This window comes from Bradyrhizobium sp. U531, from assembly GCF_051710265.1.
Classification (GTDB): Bacteria; Pseudomonadota; Alphaproteobacteria; order Rhizobiales; family Xanthobacteraceae; genus Bradyrhizobium.
On record NZ_JASVEN010000005.1, the window covers coordinates 133754 to 159439 of the forward strand.

28 protein-coding genes and 1 pseudogene are annotated in these 25686 nt (G+C 63.2%); 12 read left to right on the top strand and 17 right to left on the bottom strand.

Annotated features, from left to right (window positions below):
* Nucleotides 1-98 precede the first annotated feature (98 nt).
* The 5 genes from QRQ56_RS23115 to QRQ56_RS23135 are packed head-to-tail and all read left to right on the top strand — an operon-like array spanning nucleotide 99 to nucleotide 5824.
* On the top strand, nucleotides 99-917 hold the full coding sequence (locus QRQ56_RS23115) for an alpha/beta fold hydrolase (protein WP_438743207.1): 819 nt from the start codon (nucleotides 99-101) through the stop codon (nucleotides 915-917).
* A gap of 7 nt (nucleotides 918-924) precedes the next feature.
* Nucleotides 925-2214: an acyl-CoA dehydrogenase family protein gene (locus tag QRQ56_RS23120; RefSeq protein ID WP_438743209.1), complete on the top strand. Its 1290-nt coding sequence runs from the start codon at nucleotides 925-927 to the stop codon at nucleotides 2212-2214.
* Nucleotides 2215-2216: 2 nt separating this feature from the next.
* A complete protein-coding gene (locus tag QRQ56_RS23125) occupies nucleotides 2217-3743 on the top strand; it encodes a class I adenylate-forming enzyme family protein (RefSeq protein WP_438743211.1) in 1527 nt (508 codons plus the stop codon).
* The gene (locus tag QRQ56_RS23130; protein ID WP_438743213.1) at nucleotides 3740-4828 is read left to right on the top strand and encodes an NAD/NADP octopine/nopaline dehydrogenase family protein; all 1089 of its coding nucleotides are present in this window, start codon (nucleotides 3740-3742) and stop codon (nucleotides 4826-4828) included. The genes QRQ56_RS23125 and QRQ56_RS23130 overlap by 4 nt, the downstream gene beginning before the upstream one ends.
* Before the next feature lie 3 nt (nucleotides 4829-4831).
* Nucleotides 4832-5824 carry a 3-hydroxybutyryl-CoA dehydrogenase gene (locus QRQ56_RS23135; RefSeq protein ID WP_438743215.1) on the top strand — a complete coding sequence of 331 codons (993 nt, stop codon included), beginning with the start codon at nucleotides 4832-4834 and terminating at the stop codon, nucleotides 5822-5824.
* Here QRQ56_RS23135 and QRQ56_RS23140 read toward each other — a convergent pair.
* The 6 genes from QRQ56_RS23140 to QRQ56_RS23165 all read right to left on the bottom strand — a co-directional run bounded on the left by QRQ56_RS23140 (nucleotide 5821) and on the right by QRQ56_RS23165 (nucleotide 12130).
* Nucleotides 5821-6867 (bottom strand): peptidase M29, encoded by a 1047-nt coding sequence (locus tag QRQ56_RS23140; RefSeq protein WP_438743217.1) that lies wholly within the window; start codon nucleotides 6865-6867, stop codon nucleotides 5821-5823. The genes QRQ56_RS23135 and QRQ56_RS23140 overlap by 4 nt on opposite strands.
* 35 nt (nucleotides 6868-6902) lie before the next feature.
* Nucleotides 6903-7667, bottom strand: a complete 765-nt coding sequence (locus tag QRQ56_RS23145; protein ID WP_438743219.1) for an ABC transporter permease — start codon at nucleotides 7665-7667, stop codon at nucleotides 6903-6905.
* Nucleotides 7667-8452 carry an ABC transporter permease gene (locus tag QRQ56_RS23150; protein WP_438743221.1) on the bottom strand — a complete coding sequence of 262 codons (786 nt, stop codon included), beginning with the start codon at nucleotides 8450-8452 and terminating at the stop codon, nucleotides 7667-7669. The genes QRQ56_RS23145 and QRQ56_RS23150 overlap by 1 nt, the downstream gene beginning before the upstream one ends.
* Complete coding sequence (locus tag QRQ56_RS23155; RefSeq protein WP_438743726.1) at nucleotides 8449-9294, bottom strand: ABC transporter ATP-binding protein; 846 nt, start codon at nucleotides 9292-9294, stop codon at nucleotides 8449-8451. Before QRQ56_RS23155 ends, QRQ56_RS23150 begins: the two co-directional genes overlap by 4 nt.
* A gap of 82 nt (nucleotides 9295-9376) precedes the next feature.
* Entirely contained in the window at nucleotides 9377-11071 is a 1695-nt protein-coding gene (gene ilvD, locus QRQ56_RS23160; RefSeq protein ID WP_438743223.1) for a dihydroxy-acid dehydratase, read from the bottom strand.
* A gap of 75 nt (nucleotides 11072-11146) precedes the next feature.
* On the bottom strand, nucleotides 11147-12130 hold the full coding sequence (locus tag QRQ56_RS23165) for an ABC transporter substrate-binding protein (RefSeq protein ID WP_438743225.1): 984 nt from the start codon (nucleotides 12128-12130) through the stop codon (nucleotides 11147-11149).
* A 167-nt stretch (nucleotides 12131-12297) separates the two neighbouring features.
* On the opposite strand from QRQ56_RS23165, the gene QRQ56_RS23170 reads away from it, so the two are divergent.
* Complete coding sequence (locus QRQ56_RS23170; RefSeq protein ID WP_438743727.1) at nucleotides 12298-13206, top strand: NAD(P)-dependent oxidoreductase; 909 nt, start codon at nucleotides 12298-12300, stop codon at nucleotides 13204-13206.
* 18 nt (nucleotides 13207-13224) lie between these two features.
* Here the strand turns inward: QRQ56_RS23170 and QRQ56_RS23175 are convergent, their stop codons facing one another.
* The 6 genes and pseudogenes from QRQ56_RS23175 to QRQ56_RS23200 form a co-directional block, all read right to left on the bottom strand.
* Nucleotides 13225-13788, bottom strand: a complete 564-nt coding sequence (locus QRQ56_RS23175; protein WP_438743227.1) for a flavin reductase family protein — start codon at nucleotides 13786-13788, stop codon at nucleotides 13225-13227.
* 9 nt (nucleotides 13789-13797) lie between these two features.
* On the bottom strand, nucleotides 13798-15003 hold the full coding sequence (locus QRQ56_RS23180) for an acyl-CoA dehydrogenase family protein (protein ID WP_438743229.1): 1206 nt from the start codon (nucleotides 15001-15003) through the stop codon (nucleotides 13798-13800).
* Nucleotides 15004-15143: 140 nt separating this feature from the next.
* Nucleotides 15144-16409, bottom strand: coding sequence for a CaiB/BaiF CoA transferase family protein (locus QRQ56_RS23185; protein WP_438743231.1), 1266 nt, complete (start codon nucleotides 16407-16409; stop codon nucleotides 15144-15146).
* A gap of 213 nt (nucleotides 16410-16622) precedes the next feature.
* Nucleotides 16623-16823, bottom strand: coding sequence for a hypothetical protein (locus QRQ56_RS23190; RefSeq protein WP_438743233.1), 201 nt, complete (start codon nucleotides 16821-16823; stop codon nucleotides 16623-16625).
* A gap of 115 nt (nucleotides 16824-16938) precedes the next feature.
* On the bottom strand, nucleotides 16939-17397 hold the full coding sequence (locus QRQ56_RS23195) for a hypothetical protein (RefSeq protein WP_438743235.1): 459 nt from the start codon (nucleotides 17395-17397) through the stop codon (nucleotides 16939-16941).
* 299 nt (nucleotides 17398-17696) lie between these two features.
* Nucleotides 17697-18008 (bottom strand): annotated as a pseudogene (locus QRQ56_RS23200) (phage terminase large subunit); the annotation flags it as partial.
* A 187-nt stretch (nucleotides 18009-18195) separates the two neighbouring features.
* Between QRQ56_RS23200 and QRQ56_RS23205 the strand changes: the two are divergent.
* Nucleotides 18196-19149 carry a hypothetical protein gene (locus tag QRQ56_RS23205; RefSeq protein WP_438743237.1) on the top strand — a complete coding sequence of 318 codons (954 nt, stop codon included), beginning with the start codon at nucleotides 18196-18198 and terminating at the stop codon, nucleotides 19147-19149.
* Here the strand turns inward: QRQ56_RS23205 and QRQ56_RS23210 are convergent.
* The gene (locus QRQ56_RS23210; protein WP_438743239.1) at nucleotides 19146-19373 is read right to left on the bottom strand and encodes a hypothetical protein; all 228 of its coding nucleotides are present in this window, start codon (nucleotides 19371-19373) and stop codon (nucleotides 19146-19148) included. The two genes, QRQ56_RS23205 and QRQ56_RS23210, sit on opposite strands and share 4 nt — an antisense overlap.
* 288 nt (nucleotides 19374-19661) lie before the next feature.
* Nucleotides 19662-20003 carry a hypothetical protein gene (locus tag QRQ56_RS23215; RefSeq protein ID WP_438743241.1) on the bottom strand — a complete coding sequence of 114 codons (342 nt, stop codon included), beginning with the start codon at nucleotides 20001-20003 and terminating at the stop codon, nucleotides 19662-19664.
* A 591-nt stretch (nucleotides 20004-20594) separates the two neighbouring features.
* On the opposite strand from QRQ56_RS23215, the gene QRQ56_RS23220 reads away from it, so the two are divergent.
* The 3 genes from QRQ56_RS23220 to QRQ56_RS23230 all read left to right on the top strand — a co-directional run bounded on the left by QRQ56_RS23220 (nucleotide 20595) and on the right by QRQ56_RS23230 (nucleotide 22976).
* Complete coding sequence (locus QRQ56_RS23220) at nucleotides 20595-20798, top strand: hypothetical protein (RefSeq protein WP_438743243.1); 204 nt, start codon at nucleotides 20595-20597, stop codon at nucleotides 20796-20798.
* Between the two features lie 63 nt (nucleotides 20799-20861).
* Nucleotides 20862-21206, top strand: coding sequence for a response regulator (locus QRQ56_RS23225; RefSeq protein WP_438743245.1), 345 nt, complete (start codon nucleotides 20862-20864; stop codon nucleotides 21204-21206).
* Between the two features lie 237 nt (nucleotides 21207-21443).
* Nucleotides 21444-22976: an FAD-dependent monooxygenase gene (locus tag QRQ56_RS23230; protein WP_438743247.1), complete on the top strand. Its 1533-nt coding sequence runs from the start codon at nucleotides 21444-21446 to the stop codon at nucleotides 22974-22976.
* 94 nt (nucleotides 22977-23070) lie between these two features.
* On the opposite strand, the gene QRQ56_RS23235 is transcribed toward QRQ56_RS23230, so the two are convergent.
* The 3 genes from QRQ56_RS23235 to QRQ56_RS23245 all read right to left on the bottom strand — a co-directional run bounded on the left by QRQ56_RS23235 (nucleotide 23071) and on the right by QRQ56_RS23245 (nucleotide 24422).
* The gene (locus QRQ56_RS23235; protein ID WP_438743249.1) at nucleotides 23071-23256 is read right to left on the bottom strand and encodes a hypothetical protein; all 186 of its coding nucleotides are present in this window, start codon (nucleotides 23254-23256) and stop codon (nucleotides 23071-23073) included.
* A gap of 193 nt (nucleotides 23257-23449) precedes the next feature.
* A complete protein-coding gene (locus QRQ56_RS23240; protein ID WP_438743251.1) occupies nucleotides 23450-24076 on the bottom strand; it encodes a hypothetical protein in 627 nt (208 codons plus the stop codon).
* 25 nt (nucleotides 24077-24101) lie between these two features.
* On the bottom strand, nucleotides 24102-24422 hold the full coding sequence (locus QRQ56_RS23245; RefSeq protein ID WP_438743253.1) for a hypothetical protein: 321 nt from the start codon (nucleotides 24420-24422) through the stop codon (nucleotides 24102-24104).
* A 302-nt stretch (nucleotides 24423-24724) separates the two neighbouring features.
* On the opposite strand from QRQ56_RS23245, the gene QRQ56_RS23250 reads away from it, so the two are divergent.
* Entirely contained in the window at nucleotides 24725-24994 is a 270-nt protein-coding gene (locus QRQ56_RS23250) for a hypothetical protein (protein WP_438743255.1), read from the top strand.
* A 467-nt stretch (nucleotides 24995-25461) separates the two neighbouring features.
* On the top strand, nucleotides 25462-25683 hold the full coding sequence (locus tag QRQ56_RS23255; protein ID WP_438743257.1) for a hypothetical protein: 222 nt from the start codon (nucleotides 25462-25464) through the stop codon (nucleotides 25681-25683).
* Nucleotides 25684-25686: the final 3 nt, after the last annotated feature.

Genomic DNA, 25686 nt, shown 5'->3' on the forward strand with positions numbered 1-25686 from the left:
CAGAAAGGGCGGCCCGAAAATTGCTTTAAGTCTAAAATTATCGCTTCCCATCCCTCACAGGCCTGTTAGCATCGAAGAGCCAAGCTAAAGGATGTCGCGTGTCGCAGCCTGCGCCAATGATAACAAAGGACGGACGCTTCGCCTATGAAGCAGCGGGCGATCCGAGCGCGGTGCCCCTGATCTTCCTGCATGGCATCGGAGGCGCTGCGCGAGCCTGGCGACGGCAAATTGCCTCATTCAGCGGCCGCTTCCGCGCGATCGCATGGGACATGCCCGGCTATGGCGGATCAGCGCCGCTCGCCAACGTCAGCATCGCTGCCCTGGCCGATGCGCTCCAGCAATTCGTCGAACAACTCGGTGCAACCAGCCCCATTATCGTCGGTCACTCGATCGGCGGCATGATCGTGCAGAAATGGCTGGTGCAATCGCCGAAACTGGCGCGCGCTGTCGTCCTGGCGCAGACCAGTCCGGCTTTCGGCAAGGCCGACGGCGAGTGGCAGCAATCTTTCATCACCGCGCGGCTCGGTCCGCTCGATCGCGGCGAGACGATGACGTCGCTGGCGCCTTCGCTGGTGAAGGAGCTCGTCGGCGACGATCCGGATCCCAGGGGAATGCAGCTTGCGCGCGAATGCATGGCGAGCGTGCCCGAGGCGAGCTATCGCGCCATGATGCTGGCCCTGATCGGGTTCGATCAGCGCAGCACGCTCAAGGACATTTCCGTTCCGACGCTGCTGCTGTCGGGATCCAGGGACAATAACGCGCCGGCGCCGATGATGGCGAAAACAGCGAGCTACATTCCCTCAGCCGAATATGTCGAGCTGCCCGGCGTCGGCCATCTCGCCAACCTCGAGCGCCCTGACGCCTTCGACAAGGCTCTCGGCAGCTTCCTTGATTCCGTCACGGCAAAACACGGGTGACTGCGCCATGACCATGCAAGTCAGCAAGACCATCGGCGCGAACGGCAAGGTTGCACTGGATGCACCGATCTTCGATCCCATCGCATTCCGCCTGAATGACGAGCAGGTCACGATCATCGCGCGCGCCCGCGAGATCGGCCAGAGCGTGTTCGCCGGCCGGGCCGCGACCTACGATCGCGAGGCGATCTTCCCGACCGAGAACTATCGCGACCTGCACCGCGTCGGCCTGCTCGGCATCGCCGTCCCCAAGAAGCATGGCGGGCTCGGCGCGAACTATCAGACCTACGCGCTCGCCGCCGCGGAGATCGGCCGCTATTGCGGCGCGACGGCGCTGACCTGGAACATGCATGTCTGCTCGACCCTGTGGTCGGGCCCGCTCGCCGACGATCTCGACATGGACGCCGGGACTCGCGCCGAGCACGAATGGCGGCGCGCGGTCCATTACAAGCGCATCGTCGAGGACGGGGCTATCTACTCGCAACCGTTCTCCGAGGGCGGAGCGGCCGCCGCGGGCGGCGTCGCCTTCGGCACGGAAGCAAGGCCCGTCTCGGGCGGCTGGATCGTCAATGGCAAGAAGATCTTTGCCTCGCTCTCCGGGCACGCCGACTATTACGGCGTGCTCTGCACCGAGACCGAGGAAGGCGAAAAAGCCTCGCGCCGCAACACGCTCTACCTCGCGATATCGGCGAAATCGGAAGGCGTCTCGGTTGTCGGCGACTGGGACCCTCTCGGCATGCGTGGGACGGTCTCGCGCACATTGCTGTTCAAGGACGTGTTCGTGCCAGAGGATTCCGCGCTGATGCCGCGCGGCGTCTATTTCCAGGCGGCGATGCGCTGGCCGCACATGTTCCTGACGCTGTCGCCGACCTATATGGGCCTTGCGCAGGCCGCCTATGATTTCACCGTGCGATATTTGCGCGGCGAAGTGCCTGGCATGCCACCGGTCAAACGGCGGATGTATCCGACCAAGCAGATCGCGGTCGCGCAGATGCAGATCAAGCTCGAGCAGATCAAAGGAATTTGGTTCCAGGCGGTAACCGAGGCTTGCGCCAATCCGAGCAGGGAGCAGGTGTTGCGGGCCTATGCCGCGCAATATTCGGTAATGGAGGGCGCTAATGAGCTCGCCGCGCTCGCGATCCGCACCTGCGGCGGCCAGGCCATGCTCCGCTCGCTGCCGCTGGAGCGGATCTATCGCGACAGCCGCTGCGGATCGCTGATGCTGCCCTGGACGGCCGAGCTCTGCCTCGACCGGATCGGGCGCGAGGCGCTGTACGAGGCGGGCGAGACGGACGACTGACGGTGGACCTCTGCAGTCTGATCGATCGCAACGCGGCGTTTTCGCCAGACAAGACGGCCATTGCCTTCGAAGGGGAACGGCTCAGCTATGCCGCGTTCGCTGCGCGCATCGAACGGACCGCGACAGCGTTGAAGCAGGAGCTCGGCATCGGCCGCGGCGATCGCGTCGCGATCCTGAGCTTGAACCGGCCGGACTATCTGGTGCTGCTCTACGCCTGCGCGCGTTTGGGTGCGATGCTCGTGCCGCTGAACTGGCGGCTGGCGGTCGCCGAGCAGCTCTTCATACTCGCTGACGCCGGCGCCAAGGTGCTGGTGCTCGAGCAGGCGTTCGAAGGAGTTCTTGCCGAGCTTGCACCGGGGACATCAATTGTCGGCCTCGATTTCGCGCCGCCCCGCGGCACGACATTCGAAAGCCTGCTGGCGCGCCGCGATGGCAGCGGCCGCAACCCACACACCGATCTCTCCTGCCCGCTGCTGATCGTCTACACCTCGGGAACGACCGGGCGACCGAAGGGCGCCGTGCTGCGCCAGGAGGCGCTGTTCTGGAACGGCGTCATGAGCCAGCACATGCACAACATGACGTCCGACGATCACGTGCTGACCGTGCTGCCGTTCTTTCATGTCGGCGGCCTCAACATCCAGACGACGCCGGCGCTGCAGCTGGGCGCCACCGTCACGATCCATGCCCGCTTCACGCCGGATACGGCGCTGGCGGCAATCGAGAACGAGCGGCCGACGCTGACCGTGATGGTTCCCGCGATCATTCAGGCCGTGAGCGAGCATCCGGCCTGGGCGACCACGGATCTATCGTCCCTCAAGGCCGTCGCCACGGGCTCGACCATCGTGCCGCCGCACCTGATCGACCGCTTCGTCGGACGCGGCGTGCCGGTCCTTCAGGTCTACGGCTCCACGGAGACCTGCCCCGTCGCCGTGTACACGCGCCTCGGCGGCGATCTCTCGCGTGCGGGATCGACCGGCCTTGCCGGCCTGTGCTGCGAAGCAAAGGTCATCGATCCGGCAGGCCACGAAGTGCCCGCGGGCGCGCCGGGCGAGATCGCGGTACGCGGCCCCAACGTGTTCTTCGAATATTGGGGCAATGCGAACGCCACGCGCGATGCGCTGCACGACGGCTGGTATCGCACCGGCGATATCGGCCTGTGCGACGCCGACGGCTATTTCTGGGTGCGCGATCGCAAGAAGAACATGATCATTTCCGGCGGCGAGAATGTCTATCCGGCCGAGGTCGAGCGCGTCCTGCTCGAACATCCCGATGTCAGCGAATGCGCCGTGATCGGCCGGCCCGACAAACGGTGGGACGAAGTGCCGATCGCCTACGTGATCCCGCGGTCAGGCCGCCGGCTCGAAGCCGAGGAACTGAGGGTGCACATTCAAGCGCAGCTCGCGCGTTACAAGGTTCCGCGTGACATCGTTTTCGTTACCGACCTGCCGCGCACAGCACTGGGCAAGGTCCAGCATTTCCTGCTGAAGCAGCTTGATGCGCAGTCGCGCGCGCAAGGAGAAATATCTTGAAGATTGCGGTTCTGGGTGGGGGAAACGGCTCTTTCGCGGCCGCAGGCGATTTTGCCCTGTCCGGGCATGAGGTCCGGCTGTGGCGCCGTGACGCAGATCAAGTGGCCGCGCATCGCGCCGCCGGCTCGCGTATCCTGGTGAAGGATCACAACGGCCACCACAACGTGAAGCTCGCGCTTGTCACGACAGACATCGCCGAGGCTGTCGTCGGCACCGAGTTGATCCTGTGCCCCGCCCCCGCCTTCGCGCAGCCGGACATCGCGCGTGCGCTGGCCCCGCATTTGCGCGATGGCCAGGTCGTGTTCCTGCCGCCGGCGACATTCGGCTCGATGATCTTCGCACAGGCGATGCGCGACGCGGGCAACCATGCCGAGGCCAGCTTTGCCGAAACCGGCACCCTGCCCTGGCTCACCCGTAAGCACGGACCGTTCGAGGTCGCCATCACCATCCGCGCCAAGCGGCTGCCGGTCGGCGTGTTTCCGCTCGACCAGGTGCCGCATGCGCTCGAAGTGATCGGACGCGCGTTTCCCGGTGTGATCGAGGCGTGCGGAGACGCGCTGTCAGGCGCGCTGATGAACGCAGGGCCGATTATCCATCCTCCGTTGATCGTGATGAACGCAGGGCCGATCGAGCACTTCGAGAAATGGGACATCCACAAGGAAGGCACGCAGGCGGCGATCCGGCGGGTCACGGACGCGCTCGACGCCGAGAGGATTGCCGTGCGCGAAGCGCTCGATTACGGCGCACCCCATTTTCCGCTCGCTCATCACTATGCCAGGGAAGGCGATATCTGGATGTATGGCCGCGGCTCGCATGACCGGCTGACCGATTCCGGTGACTGGCGCGAGTGGATCGTGCTGACGGAGCACCGCTATATGAGAGAAGATCTGCGGCTTGGGCTGTCGCTGCTGGTCTCCGTTGCAGCGGTCGCCAAGGTCGCGACGCCGCTCGCCAAGGCCTTCCTGGCCATCGGCGGCGCAATCTGCGGCGAGGATTTTACGCAAAGCGGCCGGACGCTCGAAACGCTCGGGCTTGGCGGGCTCGGCAAGGCCGAACTCCAGACGGTGCTTCAGAATGGATTTTGACCGATGACCCGTCGTGCAAACATTGCCTGTCTTGGGGCCGGCCGCATGGGGCGCGGCATCGCCGTCGCGTTTGCCTATGCCGGACATCAGGTCACGATGATCGACGTCAAGGCGCGCTCCGCGGACGACTTCCACAAGCTGGAGACGGACGCGCTCGGCGAAGTCAGGAAGACTTTTGCAAGCCTATCGAAGCTGGGCCTGCTGACCGAGGCAGACGTTGATCCGCTGATCGCACGGGTCTCGGTGGTGCCGGCCAGCCAGAGCGGCGCAACGCTGGCAGAAGCCGCGATAGTCTTCGAGGGCGTTCCCGAGGTCGTCGAGCTCAAGCGCGAAGTGCTGGGAGCTGCTTCAAGGCAAGTCGGCCCCAATACGATCATCGCATCAACGACGTCGACCATCCTCGTCGACGATCTCTCAGGCGCGATCGAAAATCCGCGCCGCTTCCTCAACGTGCACTGGCTCAACCCGGCCTATATGATCCCGCTGGTCGAGATTTCGCCCGGGAAAGCCACCGATCCCGCCATCATCGCCGAGGTCAAGGCTCTGCTCGAAGGCATCGGCAAGGTGCCGGTCGTCTGCGCGGCGACGCCCGGGTTCATCGTCCCGCGCATCCAGGCACTGGCGATGAACGAGGCTGCACGCATGGTCGAGGAAGGCGTCGCCAGCGCGGAAGAGATCGACAAGGCGATCCGCTACGGCTTCGGCTTTCGCTATGCCGTGCTCGGCCTCCTCGAGTTCATCGATTGGGGCGGCGGCGATATCCTCTACTACGCCAGCCGTTATCTCGAGGGCGCTCTTGGCAGCGACCGCTATCGTGCCCCCGACGTCATTTCCCGCAACATGCACGAGGGCCGGATCGGCCTTCGCACCGGCGCCGGCTTCCTGGATTACTCAGGGATGGACGTCGATGCGTATCGCGTGAAGCGGCTGCAGGCCATGGTCGACCTGCTCCGACACTTCGACTTGGCTCGGCCGCCGGTACGCGACGGCGGTTAACCGAAGACGTCCTGAAGCACGCCTTCCCGCACCACCGCGACGCCATCGAGCTCGATCGTGGTTCCCATCATCGGCAGATCGAAATGCCCTGCCGTATAGCGGCCGGCGAATTCATTGGCGCCGGTCGAGAACAGGAAATTGCCGGAGACGGCGCGAATTTCGGTGCCGTTGGTGTCGCGCTGATCGTACATGGACAACGCTTCATAGCGCGCGCCCGGGTTCATGCCGAAGCCGACATGAGAGACCGCATAGGCCTCGCGATCTCCCCAGGCTGCGAGATAGGCACGCATCATCGCTGCATCCGTGCCCTCCCCCTTGAGCTCGACGACATAGTCGTCCTTCAGCGTCATCTTCACCGGCGAGGCCAGATAGCGCTTGAAGGTCAGATTGATGTCGCCCGGTGCCATCACCAGCGTACCGTTGATGGTCCCGCTCTTGGGGAAGCTGACGACGATGCCGCCCGGCCAATGCGCCAGCGTGCCGGGCTTGTCGGTCCAACCCCACACACCGACCGTGGACGCGCCGACCATGTCGACGTCCAGCGCCGTGCCGGCCTTTGAGGTCACCCGCATCCGTTTGGTCCCGCGCAGCATCTTAGCCGCCGCGCGCACGCGCTTCTCGAGCGCGGAATCCGGCACCATCCGTTCCAGCGCCTCAGGGTGCTCGTTGGAGATCACCAGGATCCGCGCCCCGGCCTTCAGGATCTCGGGCGTCTCCACTGCATGCATCAGACCCTCGATGGTGCAATCCACCACAAAGCCGGCCTGTTGAAGCGCGGTGATGACCGGACCAAGCTTCTGGATCGCCTCACTCGCCCCCGTCGACCGAACCGGAACAATATTCCGGTTACGCGGCGTCGGCATCACCACGTGAAACGGCCGCGCGCCCATGCGCAGCAGCGCAAGCTCGGCCAGATGCACGTTCAACGCGCGCGACTGGGTCTCCGACAGGATTGCGGCGGTATCTCCAGCCTTGACGGCGCACCGCTCAAAAATCTCGCAAAATGCGTCGATCCATTTTGCCTCGACGCGATCAGCCAACATGGCTCACTCCCGGTCTTGGTTCTTCTTCGTTCAGATCACGCTTCTGGGAAGCCCCGCAAGAGGTAAGACCGCAGCGCGCCCAGCAGAGCGTTCAGGATCAACCCCAACAGCGAGATCGTGATCAGCGGCACGAACATGTCGACGGCCTGAAACGTCCGCGCCGCAGTCACGAGCGCATGCCCCAACCCGTCAGTCGACGTGATCATCTCGGCCAGAAACACCACGATGCAGGAAATGACAAGTCCGATCCGGCAGCCGGTCAGGATCGAAGGCATCGCTGCCGGCAGCACGACCTTGAAAAGGATTTCACGGCGGGGCGTTCCCGCCGCCATGGCCGACCAGATCAGCTTCTGCTCGACGGTCGAGGCACCGTAATAGGTCGAGAGCAGAATGGGAAAGAGCGCGTCCGCGGTCACCAGGGTGATCTTCGATCCGTGGCCAAATCCGAGCAGCAGCAGCAGCGCCGGATAGAGCGCGACCTTCGGCAGTGGTGCCAGTACACGGACGATCGGCCGCACCACGGCATTGATCGCGGGGCTGGCGGCGGCGGCGATGCCGACGCTTACACCGAGCACAACCGCAATCGCAAACCCGGCAAACAGCCGGATGAGAGTTGCCGCGATCTCCTGTTGGAACGTCCAGGTCACGAGCTGCTGGAGCAGTCGGCTGAAGACGGAGCCCGGCGGCGGCAGCAAGACCGCAGGCGCAAAGCCGAAAGACACCAGCCCTTGCCACAGGGCGATGATCAGCGCGATTGGGGCAATCCCGAGAAACACGTTTAAGGACACGAAGCGCGCCATCACGAGAAGCTCAGCGGCAGGTCGAATTGAGGTTCGGACCAGCGAACGAGCCTGGCACGAACTTTCTCAAAAATCGCGTCGAAGCAAATGCCCATCGCACCCACGATGATGATCATTGCAAAGACCGTGTCATACTGGCCCATGTCCAGCGCATTGAACAGGATATTCCCCGCGCCGGACTGACGGGCGATCATCTCGCTGGTGATCATCGTGATCAGCGCCAGCACCAGCCCGGTGCGGCATCCGGTCAGGATTTCCGGCAGGGCCGCAGGCAGCACGATCCGCACCAGGCGTTGGGCGGGTGACAGCCCCATCGCGGCGCCCGACCACAGCATCTTTTCTTCGACGGCCCTGGCGCCCTCGAAGCTGTGATAAATCACGGGAAGACTGACGCCCAGGAAGATCACCAATGTCTTGGTGACGTCGCCGACTCCCAGCCAAAGCATGATGATTGGCATCAAGGCGGCCTTCGGCACCGGATAGATCACCATCAGCAGCGGATTGAAAAACGCCGCGACGCTCCGGCTACGCCCCATCAACAGGCCCAGCGGAATCGAGACAAGCACCGCGACGCCAAAGCCGAGCGCCATGCGACGAAGCGAAGCCAAAATGTTGATGAGGGATTCCTTGTCGCCGAGAATATCCGGGATCGCACGGATCGCTTCGATCGCCGTGGGGAAGCTGTCGTTCTTCAGCACAAGGGAAGAAACCTGCCATACCGCGAGAAGCCCGATGCAGGCCAGCACCGGCGCAGTTCGTCTGACCAGGGCCACCGGCGACATCATAGGGCGGACCCGGCTTCGTCGCTTTCATCGAACATGCGCTCGATATCGACGACGTACTTTTGATAGCGCGGGTCGAGCAACAGCTCGTTGCGGCGGCGCGGTCGCGGCAGATCGATGTCGATCACCTCCCGGATGCGGCCCGGAGATTTCGACATCATCACGACCTTGTCGGAGAGGAACACGGCCTCGTCAACGGAGTGGGTGACGAACAGCACCGTCTTGCGGTCGCGTTCCCAGATATTCAGCAGGTCGTTCTGCAGGCGGGTCCGCGTATGGGCGTCGAGCGCGCCGAACGGCTCGTCCATCAACAGGACTTCGGGATGGTAGGCAAGCGTCCGCGCCAGCGCCACGCGCTGCTTCATGCCGCCCGACAGCTCCTTCGGATAGAAATTCTCGTAGCCCTTGAGCCCGACCATCTCGATCAACACCCGGCTCTGGGCCTCCGCCTCAGCCGCGCGAACGCCTTGCTGGCGCGGGCCGTACATCACGTTACCGAGCACGGTCTTCCAGGGGAACAGCGCAAATTCCTGGAACACCGGGCCACGGTCGGGACCGGGCCCCGTGATGGCCTGCCCTTTCATTGTCGCGGCGCCGCTGGTCGGGCTGACAAAGCCGCCGACGATATAGAGCAGTGTCGACTTGCCGCAGCCGGACGGGCCAAGGATGGAGACGAAGGCTCCCTCCTCGATCGTCAGAGAGATGTCCGAGAGCGCCAAGTGATCCTTGCGCGCCGAGGTCTGAAAGACCTGCGAGACGTGGTCAATCTCGATGATTGCAGAAGCCGGCTGTTGTGATGTCACCGGTCTCACCCATTCGCTCGATCTCGCAGGTACTGCCGTCATTCCGTCGCTCGCCTCACTGTGTCGCACGGGCTTAGCAAGAACCCTGCCAGACAGGCGAACATTTCCGCAGCTGCGCAATGCGTCATTCGAACCACGGCCATTCCGCCGGGCCTTCATGTGTCACGGCTCCACCGGGCGCCTGCCCGACCAGTCGCGCATATTTTGCAAGAGCACCTGCGCGGTGACGCGGCGGACGCTGTTTCCAATCGCGCCGCCGCGCGGCGAGTTCCTGCTCATCGAGCAGCAGATCCATCCGCCGATTTGCCGCATCGATCCTGATCCTGTCACCATCACGAACGAGCGCCAGCGGACCACCGACAAATGCTTCGGGAGCGACATAGCCGATGCACATGCCGCGCGTGGCGCCGGAGAACCGGCCGTCCGTGATCAGCGCCACTTTTTCGCCCATGCCCTGTCCGTAGATCAGCGCGGTGACACCGAGCATCTCGCGCATGCCGGGACCGCCGACCGGCCCCTCATTACGGATCACGAGGACTTCGCCGGCCTTGTAGCTGCGGTCGCGAACCGCCTTGACGCAAGCCTCCTCGTCCTCGAAGACACGGGCCACGCCTTCGAAGAACTGGCTTTTCAGGCCGGCGACCTTGATCACCGCGCCATCAGGACAGAGATTTCCCTTCAGCACCGCCACGCCGCCGTCAGGCATGATCGGCGCGCCAGACGCGTAGACCACCTCACCATCCGGCGCGTTGGCCGCGCCGTATTCTTCAGCAAGCGTGCGGCCCGTGATGGTGATGCAGCTACCATCGATATGCCCGCTCGCGATCAACTCTCGAATGATCACAGCAGCGCCGCCGATATCGTAGACATCCTTCGCCGTGTATTTGCCACCCGGCCGCAGGTTTCCGATCAAGGGAGTCCTTGCAAAGACTTCACCTACGTCATCGATCGTGAACGCAATGCCGGCCTCGTTCGCGATCGCCGGAAGATGCAGCGCGGCGTTGGTCGAGCCTCCGGTCGCGGCCACGATCGCCGCGCCATTCTCGAGGGATTTACGCGTCACGATGTCGCGCGGCAGCGGTCCGCCACGTTCCAGCATCTCCATGATCAGCCGGCCGGCGCGCCGCGAAATCTGCGCGCGTTCGGCATAGACCCCGGGCACCATCGAGACGTTGGGAATGGTCAGCCCCATCGCCTCCGAGACCATGCCCATGGTGTTCGCGGTGAACTGGCCGGCGCAGGCACCGATCGTCGGCAGGCAGGCGCGTTCGATTCTCTCAAGCGTCGCGCCGTCGATCTCGCCGGTCATGAAGCTGCCGACGGCCTCATAGGAATCGAGCACTGTCAGCGTACGCCCGTCCACACGCCCCGGCAGCGCGCTGCCACCATAGATGAAGATGGACGGCACGTTGCAACGAACCATGCCCATCATCACGCCGGGAAGCGTCTTGTCGCATCCGCCGTATCCGATCAGCGCGTCATAGGCCAGACCATGGACGACAGCCTCGATCGAGTCGGCGATCAGTTCACGCGAGAACAGCGAGAACTTCATTCCCTCGTGGTTCATGCTGATGCCGTCGGAAACCGAAATGGTCGAGAATTCGCGCGGTGTGCCGCCGGCTTCCTCGATTCCGGTTTTTGCCGCAGCGACCTGGAAGTCGTGGGTCATGTTGCAGGGCGTCTGCTCGCCCTTCATGCTGACGATGCCCACCATCGGCTTCGCGATCGCGGCGTCGTCGAGCCCCATGGCACGCATGAATGCCCGGTGCGGGGCCCGGTCCAGGCCGTCAGTCGTCACTCGTGATCGCAACTTCTTCATGCGTGCATCTTCTTCGTGCCTCGTCCCGGATGAGCCGGGACGCCGAGATCCTCGGCAGATCGCTCGCCGGACAGCCTATTGCAGTGGAGCAACGATCGTCGGATGTTTGAACTGCGCGACATCCAGTTTCGGCAGCATTCCGGTCTCGGCATAGATGTCCAGCATCTTCTGGATCGCCGCAAAGTTCGGCGCCGCGCCTGGATCCCGGCCAAAATCGTTGTCCTTGAGCAGGTAGGTTTCCAGCACCGGAATGGGCGCCTTCAGCACTTCATTGACGACCTTGAGAGTCTCCTCGCGGTTCGCCAGCGCCTTCTTCATGCCGGACGTAATATCGCGGACATAGGCCTTCACCACTTCGGGGTTCTTGTCGACGAAATCGGCACGGCAGGCTTCCAGGATATGTACGATGTTCGGCATGGCTTCCGACAGTGAGAACAGCTTCCGCGTGCCGCCCTTGGCTTCGGCGCGCGCGGCAAATGGCTGGTTCATGTTGACCGCATCGACCCGGCCCTGGCGCAGCGCGTCCTCGGAGACGGCAAAGCCAACCTCGACCAGCTTGATATCCTTGGCCGGATCGACACCATTCTGCTTCAGAAGCAGGTTGAACGGACCTTGCGTGCCACCGCCGATCACGGAAATACCGATCGTCTTGCCTTTGAGATCGGCGATTGTCTTGATGGGCGAGTCATCTTTGACGGCCCAATAGACCGAGAAACCGCCGGGCTTCTCGAACACGTGCTGCGCCACGATGTAGGCTTTGAGATTGCCGCCAACCACACCGTTGGCGAGCGACAGCGGTGCCTGCGTCGCACAGTCGAGCGCGCCAGCAGCCAGGGCCTGCGTCATCGGCGCGGTGCCCTGGAATTGGGTCCATTCAATATTGTAGGCCTTGCCGATGTTGGGAAATTCAGTCGGGCGGCGCATCATCCAGTACTTGGATTCCTCGGCCGGGATGGTCCAGCCGACGCGGATCGTCTGCTGTGCCCATGACGGGCCCGTCCCCGCGCTCACGGCCACCGCCGCCCCCAAAGCCAGGATCCACTTCGAAACGGTTCGCATCGTGCCCACTCCGCTGCTCCGGCGCCGACCGGCGCCACCCAACCCGACCGCCTCAAATGTTTCATGGTTCAAACAATCAGGCAAGCCATGCCGGCCCGACGGTTTCGTTGGCGGAGCTGCAATGTATGGTAAGCCGGCGTTTGCGCTGCGACAGAAGGAGGCAACCTATGGCTGATGCGAGCAAGGCAAACCCGCAAAGCGCCGAGAAGCTCGGCTATATCGGACTCGGGCTGATGGGAGCGCCGATGACCCGGCGCCTGCTCGCGGGCGGTTATCAGGTCAGCGTCTGGAACCGCTCGGAGGGCAAGCTCGCTCCGCTTGTCGCAGCCGGTGCCAAACGCGCGGTCTCACCTCGCGACGCGATCGCGAACTCCAATATTGTCTTCATGTGCGTGACGGATGCCGCGGCCGTCGAGGAGGTCATCTTCGGGCCGGAGGGCCTCGCAGCAGCGCCCGGCGCGGGCAAGCTCGTCGTCGATTTTTCGTCGATCCATCCCGATGCAGCGCGCGAGCTGGCAAAGCGGCTGAAAGAGGCCAATGGTGCCGGTTGGATCGATGCACCGGTTTCCGGCGGGACGAAGGGAGCCGAAGAAGGCACGCTTGCAATCATGGCCGGCGGAGAAGCCGCCGATATCGAGCGGGTCCGGCCCTACGTGCTGGCCATGGCGCGGAGATTTACGCACATGGGCCCAATCGGCGCCGGTCAGACCACAAAGCTGTGCAATCAGGTCATCGTCGGCTGCGCAATGGCCGTGCTCGCGGAAGCCACGCGCCTTGCCGTCAACGCCGGAATCGATGCCGGTCGCCTGCCCGAAGCGCTCGCCGGCGGCTTCGCTGACTCCATTCCGCTTCAGCTCTTCGTGCCGCGGATGGTGCAAGGCATACACTCGCCGCCGCTCGGACACATTGCCACGATGCTCAAGGATCTCGACACGGTTGCCGACGTCGCGCAGGCAAATTCGACGCCGGTGCCGATGGCCTCGCTTGCAGGACAACTCTTCAGGTTGGCCAAGGCTGCGCGCGGCGCCGAAGCCGACGCGCTGGAGATCTACAAGCTTTCAGCAGAAAGCCGCTAAGCGGCCGAGCGCGCCCGGTTAAGGTGATGTCTTGCGCTCATCGTCCGCGAGAAATCGACCGAACGCGCCCCGTGCGAAGAGCAGCGGCTCCGTCGTGCTGTAGGTATAGGCCTCGACCGCGCCGAGAAAGATCACGTGGTCGCCGCCGTAATAGCGGTTCACGGACCGGCATTGAAAGTTGGCAACGCTCCCTGCAATCACTGGCGCCTTGCCGAGGCCCGGCGTCCAATCCACGCCGGTGAACTTGTCGTCGGATGACTTGGCGAATTTGCTCGCAAGAGCCTGCTGCGATGCGCCAAGCACGTTGACCGTGAAATGGCTGGCGTTCTGAAAGATGGTCAGGCTCGAGGAATAGACGACGAGGCTCCACAGCACCAGCGGAGGATTCAGCGAGACGGAGGCAAACGAATTGCAGGTCAGGCCGTAAGGCTTGCCGTCAGGCGCCGCGGCCGTGATGATCGTTACGCCCGTTGCATAGGTTCCGAGCGCGTTGCGAAAGTCGCGTGGATCGATCGTCGAGCTGTCGCTCGCGAACTCATTGGCTGGATCGGGGCCGGCCGGCTGCTGCGGCAGATCATTCATCAGCCGGCCTCACAAAGTGAGATTTTCGGACGGCAAGCCAAGCGCCACGCGTCCATAGTTGGTCCCCGCCGCATCGAAGTTGAATGCCAGATGCGAGTTGATGGCATGGGCATCGCGGAACTGCCGCTGCAACACGCCGGTCGTGAACAGGCCGCGCGCGCCGCTCGCGGCAAACAGCATCGAGACCGCGTCCGTACACAAATTTACCGAGAAAGATCCGTCGCGCCGATAACGGGTCTTGGTCGCCATATCAGGAATGTGCCCGCGCCGCGCATCTTCCATGGCATCGAGGCACGCCGACCGCATGATCAGGCGTGCTGCATCGATCTTCGCGGAAGCCTCCGCGATCTTGATTTGAGTGCTTTGAAAGTCGCTCAGCTTGGCACGGTTGTAGGTCGAAATCCGGTGACGCGCGACCTCGGTATAATCGTCGAGGCACGCCTGCGCATTTCCCAGGGCGACGCCCGAGAGAACGTATGGAAACAAGGAGAATACAGGCAGCGCATACAGTGGGTTTGGATTGACCTTGCTTCCCGGCGTCGCGCCGCCGGAGAGGTCGCCGACAGCAACCGTCATATGGTCGGCCACGAAGGCTTCCCGCACTTCCACGTCGCAAGACCCCGTCCCCCGCAATCCCGCGACGTTCCAGGTGTCCAGCACCTTGTAATCGCCTTTGGGCAACAGAAAGATCCGATACTCGATGCCGTCCGCCTCGTCATCGGAGTAGACGACGCTTGCCAGCATATTCCATTCACACGAGGCGACGCCGGAGGAGAACGGCCAGCTGCCGCGCAGCTGGTATCCGCCCTCCACCCGCGTAGCGCGCCCGGCCGGAAAGATGAACGAGGAGGCGATCAGCGCATCCGGATCACGGTCCCAGACCAGGTCCTGCGCCTTCTGCTCGAACATGCCGAGCATCCAGTGATGGCTTGCCAGATTAGCGAGATTCCAGGCCACCGATGCGTCCGCTTGTCCAAGCAGCTCGGCGCAATCGACGAGGGCGACGTAATCAAGCTCGGCGCCACCAAGCCGTGCCGGCTGGAGCATTCGGAACAGGCCTCCGTCGTGGAGATCCTTCTCGGTCTCTGGGGGGAGGTGTCGCATCTCCTCCGTTCGCGCCGCCCGCTCGCGAAGTCGCGGCACGAGAGCCCGAGCCTTCGCGATCATCGTCGCATAGGCGCGTTCGCCGGCTTCCGTCCCGGCGGGCTGCCCCATGCTCGGCTTTCGACCAGGCGCCATTCGTGTCCCTCGCTTTCGCATATTTATGCGGCCGCCCCGTCACCAAATCAAGCCAACGCGGCGGGATAGCTTCGAACGCTGACGAAGCCGGGTGCGGTGGGACCGACGGCGCGGGACTAGCCAGTCGCGGGTTTGCCCGCGCCGAAGACTCCCTTCCCGATCAATTCCGTGAGCCGATGCTCGTCGTAGCCAAGCATATCGCGCAAGACGTCCTCGGTATGCTCCCCCAGCAGCGGGGCTGCGACGGGATCGATGGCGCCGGTCAGGCTCATGGTAATCGGCGGCTCGATGTTGGGCACCCATTCCGCCGTACGATGCGGAATTCGGTTCAAGCGATGGCGTTCGCGGGCTTCGGGCGCGTTGAACCCCTCCTCCACCGTCCGGAGATAGCCGACCGGAATTTTGGCCAGCTTCATCTTCGTCATCCAGTTCTCGAGGGTATCGCTGGCAAAGACCTCCGCAATGGCTGTGCGCAGGAGCTCCTTGTTCTCGGAACGGGCCTTGCGCGTGGCGAACTGCGGATCAGTGATGAGATCTGGCCGCTTCAGCACCTCGACCACGAGCCGGCGATAGAGCCGATCATTCGCACAGGCCATATAGAGCGGCCCGTCCGAGGCCTCGTAGACGCCGACGGTAGGAGACCCGCTGGGTGAATTGCCGAACCGGCCGGGGTTCTCGCCGTTGATGAGATAGGCCATGCCATAGAAGCCGGTCATCCCCATCGCGACGTCGAATAGAGCGACCTCGACATGTTGCCCGCGGCCGAGCCGGTCCCGCGCGAGCAGCGCCAGCAGTATGGCGTTACAAGCAGACATCCCCGTCGCCATATCCACAATGGGAGGGCCGGTACGAACCGCCGGGCCATCGGCAAATCCGTTGAGCGACATGAAGCCACTCTCGGCCTGCGTGATGGGGTCGAAGCCGGGGCGCGATGCGAACGGTCCGGAGCGGCCATAGGCCGAGATCGAGCAATAAACCAGCCGTGGATTGAGCGGCGCGACCGCCTCATAGTCCAGCCCGAACTTCTTCATGACCCCGCTCGAGAAATTCTCCACGACAACATCCGCCTTGCGAATCAGGTCAAGCGCGATCTCGCGGGCCTCTGGCACGGAAAGGTCAAGCGCAATGCCGCGCTTGTTGCGGTTCAAGCTGAGATAGGCGGCGCTCTCGCCGCCGATCTCGGCATGCTCATACGCGCGGGTATCGTCACCGCCGTCGGGATTCTCGATCTTGATGACGTGCGCGCCAAAATCGGCCAGGGTCTGTGTGCAGGCCGGGCCGGCGACGACGCGCGTGAAATCGATCACCAACAGACCATCGAGCGCAGTCGGTCCCTCCGTCGCGCGCGACGAACGTTCCGGCAATTGGGGCTTGTTGGGCATCGAGGTGCTCCCTTACATCGGCTTATGGCTGCCGAATTCCTGCAACAACAAACTTAAAGCCCGGCGCCGCCAACTTCGCAAGTGCCTGGCTTGCATTGGCCCAAAACGCAAAAAGGACCCGGCAGCCATCCGGCTGCCGGGTCCTCAGGCATTCCGAAGATGCAAGGTCGCATTGCATTCCGTAACTGCTCGTTCCGTGCGGTGGGAACTTTCCTACTGAAGCCACTCGCGTCGGCGCAAATCGACGAGCTGAACGCGCTTTCGCAAGGCATGCGGGCTGGAATCGATAGCGCCGCCGAGCCCAGCGTCGAACCGCTCGAGCGCCGCCACGCGCTTCTTCAACCCATAGAGCGCGAAATTCTCCGCGATACGGTCCGATGACATCGGTTCGCCATAGAGATTTCTGGTAGCCATGATGCCCCCCTGTTGAAGCAGGCAGAATCGTCCCGCGATCAACGAAAGATCGCAGGATGATCCTGCTGGCGAATAGGGATGAAAAACGGGCTAGCGGTTGCGCCCGGACGCAAAACTATTTCAAGTCCGAGAACTGCAAATACAGGAGGCCCAAAGGAATGTTCTCGACGTATTCGTTTCTCTTGCGTTCTTGCCCTTCGTAAATCCACAGGCGAAGCAATGGCTCGGTAAGCCTCTTTTCGGCCCGGCGATCGCCGCCCGAAAAATAGCAGCAGCCGGCGCTACGGCTACGGCCGCCATCGGCAAAGACGACCACATCGTGGTAGGCCGAACGCTCAACACTGAACGATATCGTCAAATCCGATTTCGTCAGCTCGATCATGCAACGCCTGCCATACTGGCATTCTTTCGTGGTCCCCTTCTCGCTGAGTGCGCTCGTTACGCCGGCGGCGACATCCGCTCTCGTCGTGCCGTCGAAGGCGTAGGAAACGGTGTAATCACCGGCAAACGCGTCGAGCGGCAGAAGAAGGCCTGTCGCGACAATCACAAGGGCTAAAACAAGTCTAAATGGCATGCGTCTCTATCCCGTGCGCATAAGTCTCTATTCTTGGCCCGACAAGGCAGAGCTGTCGTGTCGTGAGCGAAGGCTCCACGATACGTATCTTATGACCGAGCGGCCGACTTCGCACGATAAAGCGCAACCGCGTCCTTGAGATCGCCTGTGCTCGAAAGCCGGGCGTTCAGCGTCCGCAAATCATGCTGGCTACGCTCCCCTCGGCCCGACGCCATACCCGGTCTCTGCACCGGCGGCATTGGTTTTACCGCCACGACCTCCTTCGCTTTCATCATCAGCCGGTATTTTCCGGCATCATACTGAAGCCCGCGGAAGATGATGAGCCCGTCGCCGGGCGTCTCGATCTTGTCGCTGAACAGCTTGAAGCCGTGGCCGAGGCGAAGGCTCGCGATCTTGCCTTCGATCAGACGCTTGGAGGATTGCGCCAGCGTGCGCTGCGCCTCGCGGATGCAGACCGCGAGCGTGCCGCGCTCGGCCTGGCAGGTCTCGACCAGGAGCTCGCCGAAGAAATGCGATTTTCCCGAGCCGCGTCCACCATAGACGCCCTTGTAGCGCGCAGGTTTCAGCAGCGGCTCGAAGATCTTGGCCGTCGGAATTTTCAGGATGGACAATGGCTACGCTCGCTCAAAAGGATTCCGGCAGAGCGCCGTCCGTGATTCAAGGCAAGCCAGCGCGCTCGCCCCCACTTGCGATGGTGTGACTTCGGCCGACTTGCTCAACCATTGATAATTGTCTACCTACATTGCCCGCAGGACACGCACAGCGTGACCTTTCAATCTGCTCGACGCGTAGACTCGAGTGAGAACGTTACCGGTCCTCGGAATTCTCGATCATGCGATGCTGGCGCTGATGCTAACCGCATTTGCCTCTGTTGCGATCGCACAAGAGCGCCCCGCGCCGGCATTCGACAAATGGCGTCCGAAGGACGGTGCCTATGCCGAACCCGGCAAGAATTTCGAGTCGAACTGCGACGAAGGCAACGACATGACGATCGGCGCAAAGTCGGTCAGCGGCTCCGAATGGGTCTGCGATTTCAAGAAAATCACCGATCTAGGCCCGGGCTCGCTGAGGGTTGAAATGGTCTGCGACGATTACAATCTGGCGCAGAACCTCAACCCGCGCGATCCCAACTGGGCGAGCAGGCAATTCAACGAAGTCATGTTCGTCAAGCGGATTGATGACGCGACAATCTCTGTCCAGAAAAGCCTGAACGGGAAGTTCAAGGCCCCTCCCTGGCGTGCAGCCTATTGCCCTCTGGAGACGCAGCGCGCGCTAGCCGAGGCCACGCTGAGAGCCAAGGTGGAAGCAAAACAGAAGGCCGAAGTGGAACTCACTCTCAAGAGCGCTCATCCGCAGGATGGCGTCTACGCCGCGGGAGCTGCTGATTTTGAGGAACGTTGCGCAAAATTCAGTGACACGGTCGTTGCATTCGCCAGGAAGTCGATCACGACGGCCTCGAATATCTGCCAGATCAGGAATACGCAGGTTCAGCTTCCCGACACCGTCAGGATCGACGCCGACTGCACGTTGCAATCGGCTCCAGGCCCCGACGCCGTCAGCGTGCAGGACCCGGACACCATTCAGGACCGCAAGAACCTGATGTTCAAGAAGATCGACGACAAGACCGTCATCCTCTGGATCATCAACAACGGACACTTCACCGGCGACGGCCGAAAGCTGTCCTATTGCAGCGACCACGTGCAGCGCGCCTATGCGGGGCAGCGCCGGACCAGCAAGCAGAGCAAGAATTAGGACCACCGAAAGAAGAGACCGCGGCCTTGTGCGTCGGCCGCAGAGAGAACCATCCGCCCGTAATTCTCCAGGGAGTCCTTCTGGTCAAATTGCTCTTGAGCCAAAGCTCCGGCGATCGCTTCGGCTGGCACGCCATACCTGGCTGCCGCAGCAGCGATCTGAGAGGTCATCTCTCCAACCAAGGCCAGATTGTCTCGGCTATAGGACGGCAGCTTGTCGGTCATGGTGGTTTCTCAATCTCCTTGGTTGGTATGAATTGTTCAGGTCAACTAACGCGTGGATTTAAGAGAGAGCAAAGAAAAGCGCGGAGATCCCGGCCCAATCGAGGATGATGCAAGCCAGAACCACCGTGCTCCATAAGCCAACGCGGGATATAAACGCGATGTTTGCAAGTACCGCGATGAGGATAACGACGAGGGGCGAGAAATAGACGACCGGAGAGAATATAGCCAACCGATCAAATCGATGCGGACCTCATGAAAGATGCCATTGCTGCCTCTGGTGAGGTTCTATCATTCGCCCTCTCGTCCCTCTCCTCCCCCGCCGACGCCATCCTTCGGGCGCACGATGATGCGCTCGACTCGGTGGACCGTCTCCACACCCTCTTCGCCGCTCTCGATCGGTTGCGCCGACTTGCCCCAGCCGCGATCGAGGACGGCGTTGGCCGCCGAGAGGCGCACGGCCGGCGTCGCACTGTCGTTGCGCATGATGCCGATCAGCACCTTCAGGGCCGTCCTGGTGTGGCCGCGGGCCAGCGCGCGAATTTCGATCGGCGTGCGCGTCCTGGACTTTGTCTTCGCCGCCGGCGGCGGCGACGGCTCGCCGGCGAGCCCGTGTTCGACGTCTTCGCTCACGACAACGTCTCCCACAGCACGATGGCGACAAGACCCGCGAGCGCGAGTGATATCAGATAGGCGGTCATCATTCCCTCCACGAGAAAAGAAATGCGCGGCAGATCGCGACAAGCGAAGCGCGATCGTTTCGGGCGCGAACCCTATCTCCGAATCTTCCGGAGACCGCAGCGGCGCGGGCAATCGGCCCCAGCGCCGCGCGCCGGCACGTTCGCGCGTGCACGGCCAGCAATGGTTCGGACGGCGGCGCGCCGATCGGCGCTCCATGAACGTTACGTCGAGTGCGTGGCCGGATGCGCGGCCACCGTCCGATTCTGAAATCGAGACGAAAAAACCCGCAGCGGATGATGTCCGTGCGGGTGAACCAAACTCGTCTCGATGATGTCATTCTGCCGGTGTTTTGCCCGACGTGTCAAACCCGGTATGGCGCAACATTGTCGCCAAACAAGCGGACATGAAAATGCCCGCTGCGGATCCCTGTTCCGCGCGGGCTGAACCAAACTTCTTTCGATGATGCCACTCTGCCAGAGTTTTGCCCGACGTGTCAAACGAACGAACGCGCCCGAGCGAAGTTGGTCGATCTGGAGGACCGCCATGACACCCAAGACGTATCGCGAAACAGATCGAGAGACATCACCCGGCGATAGCAAGCCGCGCACCGACCAAGAGCGTCGCATGCAGGAGGCAATTGTTGAAGATGCCGGCGAAACCGAAGTCAGCGGTCGCGACCTCGTGCACGGCGACGGCGGCACCATCGACCTTCCCACCGGGCCCGGCGATTTGTCGAAGGACGATTAGGCGTGCCGGAACTTAACCGGCGAGGGCTGCGTTGATTCCTTCGTTGGAAGGAACGTTGGTGCGATGAGCCACACAGTCCTGGTTGTTGACGACGATCCCGCCGTCCTCGACGTGATCGTGGGCATGCTGGAGGATCTCGGCTGCCAGGTTATCTCCGCCCATAGCGGCTCGGATGCACTGGAACGGCTGAAGCAGCACCGCGACATCTCGGTCCTCATCACTGACATCAACATGCCCGGCATGGATGGCCATGAACTGGCCGAGCTGGCGCGGCGCACTCGCCCGGAGCTGAAAATGCTGCAATTGTCGGGTCGCGAGCCCCGGCGCGGCGGCCTGCCGATGATCAGGAAGCCGTTCTCGTTCGAGGAACTGGCCGAAGCCTTGCAGCGAACCACGGGCATTCATTGACCGGCAGGCCCAATAAAAAACCCGCGGCGGACGGCATCCGCGCGGGCTGAACTCAACTTTGTCGATGATGCCAATATGCCGGTGTTTTGCCCGACGAGTCAACGAAGGCATCGCGGAAAGAGAAAGCCCCTCCTCCCAGCTCTATATGAGGTGCGCAACGGGCTTGCTTCAAGTCCCCACCCCTGCCGTAGAACCCCCGACCCAGCGAACATCCAAAGCAACCACCGAGGGGTCAACATGCCTGTCCTGCTTCCGACGTCCCGCTCACACCGCCGTGCCCAAGGCGCTGACGCTGCGGTCGAGACGCTGACCGACCACGCCGTCGTGATCGCCGGCGGCGGGCCGACCGGTCTGATGCTGGCCGCCGAGCTCGCGCTCGCCGATGTCGACGTGGCCGTGGTCGAGCGACGCGCCGACCAGACCATCGTCGAGACGCGCGCCGGCGGCCTGCATGCGCGCAGCATCGAGATCCTCGATCAGCGCGGCGTCGCCGACCGCTTCCTGCGCGAGGGCAAGATCGTCCAGCTCGCGGGCTTCGCCTGGACCCGGCTCGACATCAGCGATCTCCCCACGCGGCACCCTTACGGGCTTGCGATGCGACAGAACCACATCGAGCGCATCCTGGCCGACTGGGCCACGGAGCTCGCGGTCCCCTTCTATCGCAATCGCGAGGTCACGGGCCTTGCGCAGGACGAGACCGGCGTCGAGGTGACGCTGTCCGGCGTTGAGCGCTTGCGCGCCAGATATCTGGTCGGCTGCGACGGCGGCCGCAGCGCGGTGCGCAAGATCTCCGGCATCGAATTCCCGGGCTCCGATCCGACGCTGAGCAATCTCATGGCCGAGGTCGAGATGAGCGAGACGCCGCAGTTGGGCCTGCGTCACGATGCGCTCGGCTTTCACGGCCTCAGCAAAACCGAGAACGGCCGCGTGCTGGCGGTCCTGACCGAAGCAACGCTCGCGCGCACCGGCGAGCCGACCTTGAGCGATCTCAGCGAGGCCCTCGTCACGGTCTATGGCACCGACTTCGGTGTCGAGAACCCGGTCTGGATCTCCCGCTTCACGGATGCGGCGCGGCTGGCTGCGTCCTATCGCAAGGGCCGTGTGCTGCTCGCCGGCGATGCCGCGCATATCCATCACCCCGTCGGCGGACAAGGCCTCAATTTGGGCGTGCAGGACGCCGTCAATCTCGGCTGGAAGCTGGCGCAGGTGGTCAAGGGCCGCTCGCCCGACAGCCTGCTCGACAGCTACCACGCCGAGCGCCATCCAGTGGCTGCGCGCGTGCTGAACAACACCATGGCGCAGATCGCCCTGCTCCGCCGCGGCGACGACAGCCTCAAGGCCGCGCGCGACGTCGTCTCGGAGTTGCTCGCCATGGAGGAGCCGCGGCAGCGTTTCGGCGCGATGATGAGCGGGCTCGACATCGCTTACGATCTCGGCGAAGGCCACAAGCTGCTCGGCCGGCGCATGCCCGATCTCGATCTGACGGTCGACGGACGACAGCAAAACCTGTTCACGCTGCTGCATGGCGCGCGCGGCATACTGCTCAACTTCGACAAGCACGACGAAATCGACGCGGCGCCATGGCGGGACCGCATCGACGTCGTTAACGCCAGCTACGGCGGCCCATGGGAGCTTCCGGTCATCGGGCGCGTGGCCGCGCCAGGCGCCGTACTGGTGCGGCCTGACGGGCATGTGGCCTGGGTGGGAGACGAGAGCCCGCACGGTCTTGAGGAAGCGCTGACGCGATGGTTCGGGCCGGCCGCGGCGTAAGCGCACCGCCCGCGAACGTCCCGCATCTCACAGCCGATCCGCAGCGCTCGGCGCGTTGCCGGTCTCAAAACCCGCCAGATGGAGGTTTACCCGGCTACTTGATGCTGACGAACATGCCCCAGGCCGCGGCCAGCGCCGCGCCGGTGAACAGGACCACCGGGCTGTCGCAGAACGTGCCGCCATAGCTGCACACGTCCGCGCCAAACTGACCGAGCTCATGACGGCTCGCCGAATAGAACAGTCCCGACAGCACCAGCAATGCAGCGGCGACGTAGTACATGGGCGATCTCTCCGAAGCTTTCTCGATGGCGTCCGCAAAGGACATTTGTGTGCCAGCATGGCGCGGAGAGATTTCGTTTCGCCGAATCCGCTTATATGCATTTAAGATAAAGTTGGATCGTTCGTCGGATGGATCAGCCCCGCCACGAAAAAAGGCCCCGCGTCGGCGGGGCCTTTGTCGTGTTCGGAAACGCCTATCGCCGAGTGCCCGTGCCGTAGAGCTCACGCTCGCGGCCGACGTCTTCCGGCGAGAGCGGCGGGCTCGCTGCATCGAAGTTGGTCCAGCCGGACTTCTGCCAAGCCGAGCTGCGATCCTGCAGGTTCACGGCGCGCTCGTTGAGGAGCGCATCGAGGCGTGCGCGATCCTGGTCGGCGACGCGCGCGGTGACGAGAGTGCCGCCGCGGCGAACGCCTTCGGCATAACGCGAGGCGTCTTCCTTGGAAACGCCGGCCTCAGTCAGGGCGCCGACGATTCCGCCAGTGGCCGCTCCGGCCGCAGCGCCGACGGCGGTGGAGGCGAGCCAACCCGCCGCGACGACCGGACCAAGCCCGGGAATGGCGAGAAGACCGAGGCCCGCGAGCAGGCCGGCCGCGCCGCCGAGACCCGCGCCGATGCCGGCACCGGTGCCCGCGCCTTCGGCGCGGTCGTCGACGCCGTCGCGATCACGGTCGACCTTGCCGGAGCGGGAGCCGTACCAATTGTCGGAATTGTTGGCGACGAGGCTGATGTCGGAGTGCGGCACGCCAGCGCCTTCGAGCCGGGTCACGGCGCGTTCGGCATCGGCGTAATTGTCGTAAAGACGAGAGATGGTGACGGTCATTGTTCGGTTTCCTCGTGATTGTCCGTTACTTGACGGGATTGACGTTGCCCTGGAAGTCGACGCTGACGTCGGTCTTGGCACCGGCCTTGTCGGCCTTGCCGCGCCAGACGCCCTGGTCGTCCTTCTTGAGGCTGGAGACGTTGGAGAAACCGGCATCCTCGATCCGGGACTTCGCCTGTCCTTCGGTGAAGCTGTTGCGGCCCTCGACCGGCTTGTTCGAGTTGTTGTGGTCGGAGCTGTTGACCGCGTTGTTGCCCGGCCCGCTTTGCGCAGGCTGGGACTGGGCGTTTGCCTGCACCGCGCCGAGCAGCAACAGGGTGGTGGCAAGTAGAGTAAGACGTCGCATTTTTTTGTCCTCCGGCAGTGAATGTGCCGGCGACAACAAGTGAGATTCGAAATGGTTTCTAGCAATTGAAGGCGCCGAGTGCCGCATCTCGTGTTTCGCAAAAGCCGCGCGTGCAGCGAACGAAATTAGGAACGTTCGCAACTTCTTCTCGTTTGGGCAGCCTCCGCGAAATGGCTTCATGTGCCCGCTGTGATTTCCTACGCCCGCCGACGAAGCCTCCGCTATCGCACTCGCCCCTTAGGAACGCCGCGACTGATCGTCCATTGACGGGAGAACAACCGATCAATCCCTGAGGCATGACGATGAGCGTCGAAAGGATGCATCCTCCGCAGTACTGGCAGATGCGGGCCGAGGAATTCCGCACCAAGGCCGGTGACTGCAGGATCCCTGAAGTGCGGGAGACGTTGCGCAAGGTCGCCGCCAACTATGACGAGCTCGCGCGCCGCGCGCAGCGCATCCGCACGCTCGAGGCCATCGACGCGAGGCGGACGGAGCAAGCCCAGGAGGTCGTTGAGGACTATGCGGGCGATCAGCGCGCCATCATGGGAAAGCTCGGCGAACGCATGAATTGAGCCTCGGCAAGCCCCGACCGAATGTCCCGCCGCAATCCGGGGGGACTCTCGGGCCGCGTGGCCCCGTTCAGCTCCAAACTTCCTGGCGGCAGTCGAAGCACTGAAAGATCGGCACCATTCGATCGTTCTTCAAGTCGAGCACGGATGTGGTGTAGCGCGAAGGCATGTTGCACTTCGGGCACGGCGGTCCCGGCTGCGGGGGCCGGGGTGATGGCTCAGCTTCCCTTGTTTCGGACACGACACACCTATCTGTGAGAGGCGAGTTCCTAAGTACCAAAGTGGACAAAGGTTCCTCACAAGTGCTTCAGGCCAGTGCAGATTTTTCTCCGTTAGGCGTATCAAATGATGCGACGTGACGAGGTTAGGCACTGAATATAGCGGAGCGCGCGTGTTGAGTCGGCGCGCTGGCGGCCCCGGCATTTCTCCTCACGTCAGCCCCGGAAGATGCTTGGGGTCGCTCTCGGGCCGTGCCCGATGCCTTCGGAACAGCTCAAGCGATGCAATCACGCTATCCATTGCTGAAGAAGTGGACGGCGCAAGAGCACGAGCGGCTGAAAACCATGGCTGAAGCGGGCCGGCGACCCGACGAGATCGCCCTCGCGCTCGATCGGACCGAAGCGGCGGTGCGGGTGCGCGCCTGGCAGCATGGCATCGCCTTGGGCACCGTCACGGCGAAACGCAGCAAGTAGCAG

What these genes read in the sequence shown, in the direction of transcription:
- QRQ56_RS23195 (WP_438743235.1), bottom strand. Translation starts at nt 17,397, where the DNA reads ATGCCATTTAGACTTGTTTTAGCCCTTGTGATTGTCGCGACAGGCCTT.
- QRQ56_RS23135 (WP_438743215.1), top strand. Translation starts at nt 4,832, where the DNA reads ATGACCCGTCGTGCAAACATTGCCTGTCTTGGGGCCGGCCGCATGGGG.
- QRQ56_RS23175 (WP_438743227.1), bottom strand. Translation starts at nt 13,788, where the DNA reads ATGAATGATCTGCCGCAGCAGCCGGCCGGCCCCGATCCAGCCAATGAG.
- QRQ56_RS23180 (WP_438743229.1), bottom strand. Translation starts at nt 15,003, where the DNA reads ATGGGGCAGCCCGCCGGGACGGAAGCCGGCGAACGCGCCTATGCGACG.
- ilvD (WP_438743223.1), bottom strand. Translation starts at nt 11,071, where the DNA reads ATGAAGAAGTTGCGATCACGAGTGACGACTGACGGCCTGGACCGGGCC.
- QRQ56_RS23145 (WP_438743219.1), bottom strand. Translation starts at nt 7,667, where the DNA reads ATGGCGCGCTTCGTGTCCTTAAACGTGTTTCTCGGGATTGCCCCAATC.
- QRQ56_RS23190 (WP_438743233.1), bottom strand. Translation starts at nt 16,823, where the DNA reads ATGGCTACCAGAAATCTCTATGGCGAACCGATGTCATCGGACCGTATC.
- QRQ56_RS23230 (WP_438743247.1), top strand. Translation starts at nt 21,444, where the DNA reads ATGCCTGTCCTGCTTCCGACGTCCCGCTCACACCGCCGTGCCCAAGGC.
- QRQ56_RS23185 (WP_438743231.1), bottom strand. Translation starts at nt 16,409, where the DNA reads ATGCCCAACAAGCCCCAATTGCCGGAACGTTCGTCGCGCGCGACGGAG.
- QRQ56_RS23210 (WP_438743239.1), bottom strand. Translation starts at nt 19,373, where the DNA reads ATGACCGACAAGCTGCCGTCCTATAGCCGAGACAATCTGGCCTTGGTT.
- QRQ56_RS23155 (WP_438743726.1), bottom strand. Translation starts at nt 9,294, where the DNA reads ATGACGGCAGTACCTGCGAGATCGAGCGAATGGGTGAGACCGGTGACA.
- QRQ56_RS23120 (WP_438743209.1), top strand. Translation starts at nt 925, where the DNA reads ATGACCATGCAAGTCAGCAAGACCATCGGCGCGAACGGCAAGGTTGCA.
- QRQ56_RS23245 (WP_438743253.1), bottom strand. Translation starts at nt 24,422, where the DNA reads ATGCGACGTCTTACTCTACTTGCCACCACCCTGTTGCTGCTCGGCGCG.
- QRQ56_RS23170 (WP_438743727.1), top strand. Translation starts at nt 12,298, where the DNA reads ATGGCTGATGCGAGCAAGGCAAACCCGCAAAGCGCCGAGAAGCTCGGC.
- QRQ56_RS23140 (WP_438743217.1), bottom strand. Translation starts at nt 6,867, where the DNA reads ATGTTGGCTGATCGCGTCGAGGCAAAATGGATCGACGCATTTTGCGAG.
- QRQ56_RS23165 (WP_438743225.1), bottom strand. Translation starts at nt 12,130, where the DNA reads ATGCGAACCGTTTCGAAGTGGATCCTGGCTTTGGGGGCGGCGGTGGCC.
- QRQ56_RS23220 (WP_438743243.1), top strand. Translation starts at nt 20,595, where the DNA reads ATGACACCCAAGACGTATCGCGAAACAGATCGAGAGACATCACCCGGC.
- QRQ56_RS23235 (WP_438743249.1), bottom strand. Translation starts at nt 23,256, where the DNA reads ATGTACTACGTCGCCGCTGCATTGCTGGTGCTGTCGGGACTGTTCTAT.
- QRQ56_RS23240 (WP_438743251.1), bottom strand. Translation starts at nt 24,076, where the DNA reads ATGACCGTCACCATCTCTCGTCTTTACGACAATTACGCCGATGCCGAA.
- QRQ56_RS23225 (WP_438743245.1), top strand. Translation starts at nt 20,862, where the DNA reads ATGAGCCACACAGTCCTGGTTGTTGACGACGATCCCGCCGTCCTCGAC.
- QRQ56_RS23150 (WP_438743221.1), bottom strand. Translation starts at nt 8,452, where the DNA reads ATGATGTCGCCGGTGGCCCTGGTCAGACGAACTGCGCCGGTGCTGGCC.
- QRQ56_RS23250 (WP_438743255.1), top strand. Translation starts at nt 24,725, where the DNA reads ATGAGCGTCGAAAGGATGCATCCTCCGCAGTACTGGCAGATGCGGGCC.